The sequence below is a fragment of the Pseudarthrobacter sp. 05T312 genome (assembly GCF_056396685.1).
This window is the reverse complement of sequence record NZ_JBFTLY010000011.1, coordinates 133,208-143,937: the sequence shown is the minus strand read 5'-3', so window position 1 is coordinate 143,937 and position 10,730 is coordinate 133,208. Positions and strand designations below refer to the sequence as shown.

The window sequence follows — 10,730 nt, the reverse complement described above, 5'->3', positions numbered from 1 at the left end:
AACGCCCGGTCCCATTCCGAACCCGGAAGCTAAGACCCACAGCGCCGATGGTACTGCACCCGGGAGGGTGTGGGAGAGTAGGTCACCGCCGGAACATCATTACATGGTCGAGGCCCCAACCACACGGTTGGGGCCTCCCACATTTAACACAAAAACCCGCCAACGACGGTTAGCAGCGACATCCGACAGGCGGGGGTCATGCCGGCGGCAAAGGCAATGGTTGCCGCAGGCTGTCCCGTTGTGAAGATTGCCACGATACCGTTCCCAGGGCCCGCGCTGTCCGGGGGGATTTGGTGGCTCCACTAGAATTGATGAAGATGTACGGACTTCGAAGCGCTTGATTTCGGGTTGCGTAGGAAACGAAAAGAGCGGCTGCAGTTGCGCCAGTGGTCGGCTCACAACAGGAGGAATCCAAATGGCCGAGCATAACGGTGGCAACCGAGGCAACGACCGGGGCGCGTTCCGCGGCAACAACAACTCCGGTGGTGACCCCCGCGGGTTCCGGTCCCGGTCCGACCGCGATGGCAACAACTTCTCCCGCGGCGGCTCTGCCGGTGGTGGCGAGCGTAAGCCCTATGGTGATCGTGACCGTAAGCCGTTCAGCGACCGTCCCCGTCGCGATGGCGAGGGTGACCGGCCGCGCCGTGATGGTGAGGGTGACCGTCGCGGCTTCGGCGGCGGTGCCGGTGGTGGCGAGCGTAGGCCCTATGGTGATCGTGACCGTAAGCCGTTTGGTGACCGTCCGCGCCGTGACGGCGATGGCGACCGTCGCCAGTTCAGCGACCGCGACCGCAAACCGTTTGGTGACCGTCCGCGCCGCGACAGTGAAGGCGACCGCCGTGGTTTTGGCGGCGGCGATCGCGACCGTAAGCCGTTTGGTGACCGTCCGCGCCGTGACGGCGAGGGTGACCGTCGTGGTTTTGGCGGCGGTGGCGAGCGTAAACCGTTCGGTGATCGCGACCGTAAGCCGTTTGGTGACCGTCCGCGCCGYGAYGGCGARGGYGACCGTCGCCAGTTCGGTGATCGCGACCGTAAGCCGTTTGGTGACCGTCCGCGCCGTGACGGCGAAGGTGATCGTCGTGGTTTTGGCGGCGGCGAGAACCGCAGGCCTTTTGGCGACCGCCAGGACCGGGCACCCCGCAGCTTCGACCGCGGTGATTCCCGGGCCGAATCAGGCCGCGGTACCGGTCCCCGCGGCTTTGGCCGCGACCGCCAGGAAGACCGTCCTGTCCGCGTGCCCAACGCTGCCGACCTCCGCAGCGCCAACCGGCCGGACCGGGAACGCTCTCCCGAAATCGATGAAGACGTCACGGGCAAGGAACTGGACCGCGCAACGCAGCACCAGATCAAGACCCTCGAAGCCAAGAGCTCGGAATGGGTGGCCCGCCACCTGGTGATGGCCGGCCGCCTCATTGACGACGAGCCGGAGCTGGCCTTCCAGCATGCACTCGCCGCCAGCCGCCGTGGAGGCAGGCTCGCCGCCGTCCGCGAAGCCGTGGGCCTTACCGCCTACGCTGCCGGCCACTACGGCGAGGCGCTGCGCGAGTTCCGCACCTTCCGCCGCATCAGCGGCTCCAACGTTCACCTGCCCGTCATGGCCGACTGTGAACGTGGCCTGGGCCGCCCGGACCGCGCCCTTGACGTCGCCCGGTCGGAGGAAGCCCAGGACCTCGATGCCCCCGGCAAGGTAGAACTGGCAATCGTAGCTGCCGGGGCACGGACTGACCTTGGCCAGCTGGACGCGGCAGTAGCCGAACTTGAAATCCCGCAACTGGACATGAACCGCGCCTTCTCTTACAGCCCGCGCCTCTTCCGTGCCTACGCCGATGCACTTGCGGCTGTGGGCCGGCAGGAAGAAGCAGACAAGTGGAACAGGCAGGCCGTCGTGGCAGAAGACGCCCTGGGCCTGGGCGCTGACCAGGAACCCGAGATCATCGACCTCGGCTGGGACGAGGAAGAAGAGGCCCGGGAAGAGGCTGAACGCCGCAGGATGCTCGAACGCGCGTCCGACGCCGCGGCGCCTGCTGCAGATTCAACCGACGCAACGGCCAAGAGCGACCGATCGGCCGACGCGAAGTCCGCGCAGGACACCAGCATCGACGACCAGGACGCCGACTACTTCGTTTCCGACGACGCAGAATCGGACCAGGACTCGGTGGAACATGACGAGCTCGAGGCTGTGCCCGCTGACGACGCCGCTGCAGAAGACAACCCCGGAACTGAACACGACGAAGACCGCCGGGAAGACTGACCCCAGATGAGCGACGTTTCCCTGGTTTCCCGCTTCGATGCACTCCTCGCCGACCTGGACGGCGTGGTCTACGCCGGGCCGCACGCCATTCCGGGAGCTGTTGAGTCGCTGAAGCAGCTTTCCGGGCTGGGCATTGGCCTGGGCTATGTCACCAACAACGCATCCCGGTCACCCGCGGACGTTGCAGCGCATCTCCGGGAGCTTGGTGCACCCGCAGAGGACAACCAGGTGGTGAGTTCGTCCCAGGCGGCGGCCGAGCTGCTTGCCTCGATGCTTGCTCCCGGGTCCCGGATTCTTATCACGGGCAGCCCGGCCCTGGCCCGGGAAATCGAGCTGGTGGGCCTCGTGCCGGTGGCCGGACAGGATGAGGACCCGGTCGCCGTGGTCCAGGGGTTCAGCCCCGCGATCGGATGGAAGGACCTGGCCGAGGCCACGTACGTGGTCAATGCCGGGGCCCTCTGGGTAGCCACCAACACGGACATGTCCATCCCGCAGGCGCGGGGCATCGCCCCGGGAAATGGCACCCTGGTGGCCGCAGTCGCCGCAGCCACCGGCCAGCAACCGCGGGTGGCAGGCAAGCCGGAAGCGCCGCTGTTCCATTCGGCTGCCAAGAGGCTCGGGGCGGAACGTCCCCTCGTGGTGGGCGACCGGCTGGACACGGATATCCTGGGTGGCAACAATGCCGGCTTCGCCACGGTGGCGGTCCTGACCGGGGTCGACACGCGCGAAACCATCCTGGCGGCCAGGGCGGCGGAACGTCCCGAATACATCATTGCGAACCTCGGGGACCTGCACCGGCCCTACCCGGAGATAACGCACGACGACGGCACTTACACCTGCGGGCAGTCCACAGCGCGCGTTGCCAACGGAGCGGTGGGCATCATAGGCGGCCAGGACAACCTGGACTCGTGGCGGGCGGCGTGTGCCGCATGGTGGGCCGCGACGCCCGACGCCGCAGCCCCGCACGCGCCCAAGCTGGTGTGGCTGGATCACTAGACTGGTTCCATGACCGAGCTGACTGAACCGGAAGACCCGACATCCCAGCCGGCACCGGAATGGCCGCAGGCCGACGGGCGGGACATCACGGATCCGCCGGTGGCGCAGGCCGTCGCCCGGCTCCTTGACCTGCCCCAGCTTCCGGCAGCGGACCACGAGGCCGTCTACAACCTGCTTCACGATGATCTGCTGGCCGCGCTTAACAGCGATCCCGCAGACGTTACTGCCCCAGGCACTGGTCCGGACGGCGGGGCCGCCTGATGCCGCTACGCCTCGACCAGGCTCTGGTGGCCCGCGGACTGGCCAGGTCGCGGACGCACGCCGCTTCACTGATCGCCGAAGGCAAAGTGAGTTCCGGCGGCCAGGTCCTTGGCAAGGCATCCCTGCAGGTTGACGAGAGCCGGGACCTGGCCGTGGAACACGATGAACAGGACACCTATGCCAGCCGTGCCGGGCACAAGCTGGCCGGTGCGCTGGACGCGTTTCCTGGCGTTTCGGCCCAAGGCAAACGGTGCCTCGACGCCGGTGCCTCCACCGGCGGCTTCACGGACGTCCTGCTGAGGCGGGGGGCCGCGCACGTGGTGGCGGTCGACGTCGGGCATGGCCAGCTGGTGCCGCACCTCCGGGACGACCCGCGCGTGGAGGTCCACGAGGGCATGAACGTCCGATATATGGCGCCCGCCGACATCGGCGGCCCCGCTGCCCTGACTGTCGCCGACCTCTCCTTCATTTCCCTCACCCTCGTGGTTCAGCCGCTGGCTGACTGCACCGAGCCCGGCGGCGACCTGGTGCTGATGGTCAAGCCACAGTTCGAGATCGGCAAGGACCGGCTGGGCCGGACCGGCGTTGTCACGTCGGAGCGCGAGCGGCGGTTGGCCGTCGAGAAGGTGGCCAGGGCAGCGCTGGACGCCGGCCTGGACCTCTGCGGCCTGGCGGTCAGTCCGCTGCCCGGGCAGGACGGCAACGTCGAATACTTCCTGTGGATAAAACGCAGGATCACCCAAGACTTGCCTAAGATCGAAGAGCGAGAGGCGGCAGCAGCTGCCTTGCTCGGACAAATCTGGCAGAACCACTAGAGAGCGGAACCTGATGAGCAGGCGTGTACTGGTCCTTGCCCACACCGGCCGCGAGGAGTCACTGAAGGCCGCCTGGGAAGCCTGCGCCCTGCTGCATGCTTCGGGCATGGTCCCGGTGATGCAGGAGTCCGAGCTGGGCGACATGGAACGGTTCTTCGGGCACCTGGCCCAGCCGGTGGAGGTCCTCCACGACCATGTCCAGCTGCCCGACGTGGAACTGGTCATGGTCCTCGGCGGCGATGGGACCATCCTGCGCGCCGCGGAGCTGGTGCGCGAGGTGGATGTGCCGCTGCTGGGCGTGAACCTGGGCCACGTGGGCTTCCTGGCGGAAAGTGAGCGGGCGGACCTTGCCCAGACCGTCGAGTGGATTGCCAGCCGGGAGTACACCGTCGAAGAGCGCATGACCATCGACGTCCAGGTCTGGGTCCGCGGCCAGAAGATTTGGCACACCTGGGCTTTAAACGAGGCTGCCATCGAAAAAGCCAACCGGGAGCGCATGCTGGAAGTCGTCACGGAGGTGGACCAGCGCCCACTGACGTCCTTCGGCTCCGACGGCATTGTGCTGGCCACCCCCACGGGCTCCACGGCTTACGCGTTCTCCGCCGGTGGCCCCGTGGTGTGGCCGGAGGTGGAGGCGCTGGTGATCGTGCCCATCAGTGCCCACGCGCTCTTTGCCAAGCCCCTCGTCGTATCGCCCAGGTCCAGGCTCGCCGTTGAGGTGCTGGGCCGCACCGACGCCCAGGGGGTCTTGTGGTGCGACGGCCGGCGCTCCGTCGACCTGCCGCCCGGTGCGCGGGTCGAAGTAACCAAGTCGGCCACCCCGGTCCGGCTGGCCCGCACCCACCAGACGCCCTTCTCGGCACGGCTGGTCCGTAAGTTCGAGCTGCCCATCCACGGCTGGCGCGGCCCGGTACCGAAGTCCGATGCCGTGCACACCGGACCCATCCCCATTGTGCGGACGCCCCGGCCCATGCCGCCGCTGCCCGTCCCGAATGCGGAGAACCCCGGCAGCGATCCCGATCCGTCGACTGCGAAGTGAATCCATGCTTGAAGAACTGAGAATCCGCGACCTCGGCGTCATCACCGACGCAACACTCCCGCTCGGCCCGGGACTGAGCGTGGTGACGGGTGAAACCGGCGCGGGCAAGACCATGGTGGTCACCGCCGTCGGACTGTTGCTGGGAGCGCGCTCCGACGCCGGGGCCGTCCGGAGCGGTGCGAAAAGCGCCACCGCGGAAGCGGTGCTGAAGCTCGACGCCGGTCATCCGGCCATCGCCCGCGCCCTTGACGCCGGTGCTGACGCTGAGGAGTTCGACGGCGGCGCCGAGCTTATCCTGGCCCGGCGCCTGGGTGCCGACGGCCGCAGCCGTGCCTTCCTGGGCGGGCGGGCTGCCCCGGTGGGCGTCCTGGCCGAGATCGGCGAATCGTTGGTGGTGGTGCACGGCCAGTCGGACCAGATCCGGCTCAAGAGCGCCACAGCCCAGCGGGAGGCCCTGGACAAGTTCGCCGGGGACAACCTCGCCGGACCGCTGTCCGCTTACCAGGAGCTGTACAGCCGGTGGAAGGCCAGCCAGGCGGAACTGGACAGCCTTCGGAGCGCCGCACGGGACAGGCTGCGCGAAGCCGAATCCCTGGAGGCGGCCCTGGCTGAAATAGACGAGGTGGATCCGCAGCCGGGGGAGGACGAGCTCCTGAAAGCTGAGGCCGTCAAGCTCGCCAACGTCGAGGAGCTCCGGATCGCGGCCAGCACAGCCCACCAGGCCCTCATCGCCGAGGACTTCGGCGAAACCGGCGACGCCACCACCCTGGTGGATTCCGCCAAACGCACCCTGGAGCATGTGGCCGAGCACGATGCCGAACTCGGCTCGGCGGCCGCGCGGCTGGCGGAAGTGGGCTTCCTGCTCAACGACATCGCCACCGAACTGGCCAGTTACCAGGCCGGCCTGGACACCGAGGGGCCGGAACGGCTCGCCGAAATCGAGGACCGCCGGGCAGCCCTGGCCAAGCTGGTCCGCAAATATGCCCCCACCATCGATGAAGTGCTGGAGTGGGCCGAGACCGCGCGGGTCCGGTACGACGAACTGCAGGACGACTCCTCCCGCATCGAAGCCCTCGACGCGGAAGTGGTCCGCGCCGAAGCAGAACTGACCAAGCAGTCCGCGGCCATCAGCAAGATCCGCTTCAAGGCGGCCAAGGACCTTTCTGCCCGGGTCAGCGCCGAGTTGAAGGCCCTGGCCATGGCAGACGCCACCCTGGTGATCAACCTCGAAGCTGCCGGGCAGCTGGGTCCGCACGGCGCGGACGACATCAGCTTCCTGCTGCAGCCGCACTCAGGTGCCCCGGCCCGGCCGCTGGGCAAGGGCGCGTCCGGTGGTGAATTGTCCCGCGTGATGCTGGCCATCGAAGTGGTGCTGGCCGCCGTCGACCCCGTCCCCACGTTTGTGTTCGACGAAGTCGACGCCGGTGTGGGCGGGCGCGCCGCCGTCGAGATCGGCCGCCGCCTGGCCATGCTGGCGCGGCACGTGCAGGTTCTGGTGGTCACCCACCTTCCCCAAGTGGCCGCCTTTGCCGACCAGCACATCACCGTCACCAAGACATCCGTCAGGGGAGCCGACGGCGGCACCGCCACCGGCTTCACCTCCAGTGACGTCCGCCTCCTTGACGGGCCGGAACGCGTGCGGGAACTCGCCCGCATGCTGGCCGGCCAGGAAGACTCCGAGTCCGCCCAGGCCCACGCCCAGGAACTGCTGGACGACGCCAAACTCCTGCCGCAGCGGGCCTGACGGGAACAGCCACGGGAAGGCGCAATTGATGATAGGCTCGAATTCCGTGGTGCAGCGATCAAATTCCCGTGTAAATTCCCGGTTCCCGGGCTCCTCCAAGATGACAAAGCACATCTTCGTCACCGGCGGCGTGGCGTCCTCCCTCGGTAAGGGACTGACGGCCTCCAGCCTCGGTCACCTGCTCCGGGCCCGCGGCCTGTCCGTCACGATGCAGAAGCTCGATCCCTACCTGAACGTGGATCCGGGCACGATGAACCCCTTCCAGCACGGTGAGGTCTTCGTCACGGACGACGGCGCCGAGACGGACCTGGACATCGGGCACTACGAGCGGTTCCTTGACGAAAACCTCGAAGGTTCGGCCAACGTGACCACCGGGCAGGTGTACTCCACGGTGATCGCCAAGGAACGGCGCGGCGAATACCTCGGCGACACCGTCCAGGTCATCCCGCACATCACGGACGAGATCAAGCGCCGCATGCGGCTCCCCGCTGAAGGCAAGAACGCCCCGGACGTCATCATCACCGAAATCGGCGGCACCGTCGGCGACATCGAGTCCCAGCCCTTCCTCGAATCGGCCCGCCAGGTCCGCCAGGACGTTGGCCGCGGGAATGTCTTCTTCGTCCATGTCTCCCTGGTCCCGTACATCGGACCGTCGCAGGAACTGAAGACCAAGCCCACGCAGCACTCGGTAGCAGCGCTGCGCTCCATCGGCATCCAGCCCGAAGCCATCGTGATCCGGTCCGACCGCGAGATCCCCGAGGCCATGCGCGCCAAGATCGGCCGCATGTGCGACGTCGACCTCGAAGCAGTCATCGGCTGCCCGGACGCCCCGAGCATCTACGACATCCCCAAGACGCTGCACACCCAGGGCCTGGACTCCTACATCGTCCGTGCCCTGGACCTGCCGTTCAAGGACGTGGACTGGACCAGCTGGGACCGCCTCCTGGAGGCCGTCCACAACCCCAAGCACCAGGTCGAAATCGCGCTGGTGGGCAAGTACATCGACCTTCCGGACGCCTACCTATCGGTCACCGAAGCCCTGCGTGCCGGCGGCTTCGCCAACGAGGCCAAGGTCAAGATCCGGTGGGTCCCCTCAGACGAGTGCGAAACCCGGGAGGGTGCCATCAAGGCGCTCGACGGCGTGGACGCCATCTGCGTGCCTGGCGGCTTCGGCATTCGGGGCCTCGAAGGCAAGCTCGGTGCCCTGAAGTTCGCCCGCGAGACCAAGCTGCCTGTGCTGGGCCTGTGCCTTGGCCTGCAGTGCATGGTCATCGAGTACGCCCGCAACGTGGTGGGCCTGGAAGGTGCCTCCTCCAGCGAGTTCGAGCCGGATTCCAAGTACCCGGTCATCGCCACCATGGAAGAGCAGCTGGAGTTCGTCGAAGGCCGCGGCGACCTGGGCGGCACCATGCGCCTGGGCCTCTACGAAGCCAAGCTGGACGAGGGCTCGGTCATTGCCGGCACCTACGGCAAGACCACGGTCAGCGAACGCCACCGGCACCGCTACGAGGTCAACAACAAGTACCGCGAGCAGATCGCAGAGAAGGGCCTGGTCTTCTCCGGTACCTCCCCGGACGGCAAGCTCGTCGAATTCGTTGAGCTGCCTGCGGACGTGCACCCGTACTACGTTGCAACGCAGGCGCACCCCGAGCTGAGCTCGCGGCCCACGCGCCCGCACCCGCTGTTCACCGGCCTGATCAAGGCGGCCCTGGACCACCAGGGCGCAGGCCAGCAGGCCGCTGCCGACACGGCTGCCCCCGCGGTGGAGGAGCCTGCAGCATCGGGTAGCGTTACCGCTAAGTAGTCAATAGAACAAAAAGGACGGCGCGATGCCTGGTACACCTGAAGCCACCCCTGCCAAACAGGTTTCGGATGCACCAAGCCCGCGCCGTCTTTTGTCCACGGAGAAGGTCTACCAGGGCAGGATCTGGGACGTCGTCAGTGACACTTTCCAGCTCTCCGAGTCCGGGGACGCCCTCACCCGCGACTACATCGACCACCCGGGCGCTGTCGCCGTCCTGCCTATGAATGACGAGGGCCAGGTCCTGCTGCTGAAGCAGTACCGGCACCCCGTTGGCATGGACCTTTGGGAAGTCCCCGCGGGCCTGCTGGACGTCGAAGGCGAAGACTTCGTGGTCGGGGCGGCGCGGGAACTCGCTGAAGAAGCGGACCTGGCGGCGGGGACCTGGAACGTCCTGGCCGATGTCTTCAATTCCCCCGGATCCTCCAGCGAAGCCATCCGCATCTATCTGGCCCGGGACCTCACCGAAGTGCCGCACCACGAACGCCACGAGCGGACGGACGAGGAAGCGGAGATCGAATTCCACTGGATCAGCCTGGACGACGCTGTGGCCTCCGTCCTGGCCGGCCGCCTGCATAACCCCTCCGCCGTCGTCGGGATCCTCGCCGCTGCAGCCGCCCGCTCTTCCAGCTATGACGGACTCCGTCCCGCCGACGCCCCCTGGCCCGCCCACCCCAGCCAGCGCTGATGGTGCCTGGTCCATCGGTGGAAGCGGTCCCGGAGGCTGAGCCGGTCCCGGACGCCGCCCCTGCGGTCGGTGCAACCGCCGGTGCCACACCTGCGGCCGTCCCGGCCGCGATCGAGCGTGGAATCACCGATTATCTCCAGCACCTCGGCGTCGAACGCGGGCTGGCCGCGAACACGCTCGCAGCCTACCGGCGGGACCTGGCCAGATACGCCCGCTACCTCACGGCCGCCGGCTGCTCACGCCCCGGTGACATCACCCGGCACCATGTGACGGGGTACGTCCGTGCCCTTTCAGACGGGTCCGACGGCGGTTCTGCGCTGGGCGTGCGGTCCGCCGCCCGGACCGTGGTGGCTGTCCGGGGGCTGCACAAGTTCTGGGCCCTGGAGGGCCACACAACCGCGGATCCAGCCAGCGAGGTACACCCACCGATGGCCGGCAAGCGGCTCCCCAAAGCCATCAGCGTCGATGAGGTGACCCGGATCCTCGAAGCGGCGGGAACCGATACCGCCACCGGGCTGCGGGACCGCGCCCTGCTCGAATTCCTCTATTCCACGGGGGCCAGGATCAGCGAAGCGGTGGGACTGGACGTTGACGATATCTCCCTTGCCGAACCGGGGGCCGGGCCCGCGATCGTCCGCCTGTTCGGCAAGGGATCGAAGGAACGCCTGGTGCCGCTGGGCTCCTACGGGGCCCGGGCGCTCGATGCCTACCTGGTCCGCGGGCGCCCGCTGCTTGCCGCCAAGGGGAAGGGCACGCCCGCGCTGTTCCTCAATGCCCGCGGCGGGCGGATCAGCCGCCAGAGTGCCTGGACCATCCTGAAAGCGGCGGCGGAAAGAGCCAACATCACCCGCGACGTGTCACCGCATACGCTGCGCCACTCCTTCGCCACCCACCTGCTGGAAGGCGGGGCGGACGTCCGCGTGGTGCAGGAACTGCTGGGCCACGCGTCGGTGACCACCACCCAGGTGTACACCCTGGTCACTGCCGATACCCTGCGGGAGATTTACGCCGCGGCACATCCACGGGCGCTGGGCTAGCCGGGTCCTGCCCTGACGGTCGCATCGATCCGCACAACGAATTTTCCCGCTGCTGTAAGAACCAGCCCCGCCCGGGACACTTAGTCTTCAAGAAGACT

9 protein-coding genes and 1 rRNA gene are annotated in these 10,730 nt (G+C 67.7%); all 10 read left to right on the top strand.

The window, feature by feature from the left end; genetic code table 11:
- Positions 1 to 94 (top strand): 5S ribosomal RNA (gene rrf / locus AC1DIP_RS14915); the annotation flags it as partial.
- A gap of 321 nt (positions 95 to 415) precedes the next feature.
- Entirely contained in the window at positions 416 to 2,251 is a 1,836-nt protein-coding gene (locus AC1DIP_RS14910; RefSeq protein WP_477734186.1) for a hypothetical protein, read from the top strand.
- Between the two features lie 6 nt (positions 2,252 to 2,257).
- A complete protein-coding gene (locus AC1DIP_RS14905; RefSeq protein ID WP_477734185.1) occupies positions 2,258 to 3,247 on the top strand; it encodes an HAD-IIA family hydrolase in 990 nt (329 codons plus the stop codon).
- A 9-nt stretch (positions 3,248 to 3,256) separates the two neighbouring features.
- A complete protein-coding gene (locus AC1DIP_RS14900) occupies positions 3,257 to 3,508 on the top strand; it encodes a hypothetical protein (protein ID WP_477734184.1) in 252 nt (83 codons plus the stop codon).
- Positions 3,508 to 4,323, top strand: a complete 816-nt coding sequence (locus tag AC1DIP_RS14895; protein ID WP_477734183.1) for a TlyA family RNA methyltransferase — start codon at positions 3,508 to 3,510, stop codon at positions 4,321 to 4,323. The genes AC1DIP_RS14900 and AC1DIP_RS14895 overlap by 1 nt, the downstream gene beginning before the upstream one ends.
- Positions 4,324 to 4,336: 13 nt before the next feature.
- Positions 4,337 to 5,362, top strand: a complete 1,026-nt coding sequence (locus AC1DIP_RS14890; RefSeq protein WP_477734182.1) for an NAD kinase — start codon at positions 4,337 to 4,339, stop codon at positions 5,360 to 5,362.
- 4 nt (positions 5,363 to 5,366) lie between these two features.
- Positions 5,367 to 7,106: a DNA repair protein RecN gene (recN, locus tag AC1DIP_RS14885; RefSeq protein ID WP_477734181.1), complete on the top strand. Its 1,740-nt coding sequence runs from the start codon at positions 5,367 to 5,369 to the stop codon at positions 7,104 to 7,106.
- Positions 7,107 to 7,134: 28 nt separating this feature from the next.
- Positions 7,135 to 8,910: a CTP synthase gene (locus tag AC1DIP_RS14880; protein ID WP_476210453.1), complete on the top strand. Its 1,776-nt coding sequence runs from the start codon at positions 7,135 to 7,137 to the stop codon at positions 8,908 to 8,910.
- A gap of 25 nt (positions 8,911 to 8,935) precedes the next feature.
- The gene (locus AC1DIP_RS14875; protein ID WP_477734180.1) at positions 8,936 to 9,595 is read left to right on the top strand and encodes an NUDIX domain-containing protein; all 660 of its coding nucleotides are present in this window, start codon (positions 8,936 to 8,938) and stop codon (positions 9,593 to 9,595) included.
- A complete protein-coding gene (xerD, locus tag AC1DIP_RS14870; RefSeq protein WP_477734179.1) occupies positions 9,595 to 10,632 on the top strand; it encodes a site-specific tyrosine recombinase XerD in 1,038 nt (345 codons plus the stop codon). The genes AC1DIP_RS14875 and xerD overlap by 1 nt, the downstream gene beginning before the upstream one ends.
- Positions 10,633 to 10,730: the final 98 nt, after the last annotated feature.

Coding starts and splice junctions, on each gene's coding strand:
- AC1DIP_RS14905 (WP_477734185.1), top strand. CDS start 2,258: ATGAGCGACGTTTCCCTGGTTTCCCGCTTCGATGCACTCCTCGCCGAC.
- AC1DIP_RS14900 (WP_477734184.1), top strand. CDS start 3,257: ATGACCGAGCTGACTGAACCGGAAGACCCGACATCCCAGCCGGCACCG.
- AC1DIP_RS14895 (WP_477734183.1), top strand. CDS start 3,508: ATGCCGCTACGCCTCGACCAGGCTCTGGTGGCCCGCGGACTGGCCAGG.
- AC1DIP_RS14890 (WP_477734182.1), top strand. CDS start 4,337: ATGAGCAGGCGTGTACTGGTCCTTGCCCACACCGGCCGCGAGGAGTCA.
- recN (WP_477734181.1), top strand. CDS start 5,367: ATGCTTGAAGAACTGAGAATCCGCGACCTCGGCGTCATCACCGACGCA.
- AC1DIP_RS14880 (WP_476210453.1), top strand. CDS start 7,135: ATGATAGGCTCGAATTCCGTGGTGCAGCGATCAAATTCCCGTGTAAAT.
- AC1DIP_RS14875 (WP_477734180.1), top strand. CDS start 8,936: ATGCCTGGTACACCTGAAGCCACCCCTGCCAAACAGGTTTCGGATGCA.
- xerD (WP_477734179.1), top strand. CDS start 9,595: ATGGTGCCTGGTCCATCGGTGGAAGCGGTCCCGGAGGCTGAGCCGGTC.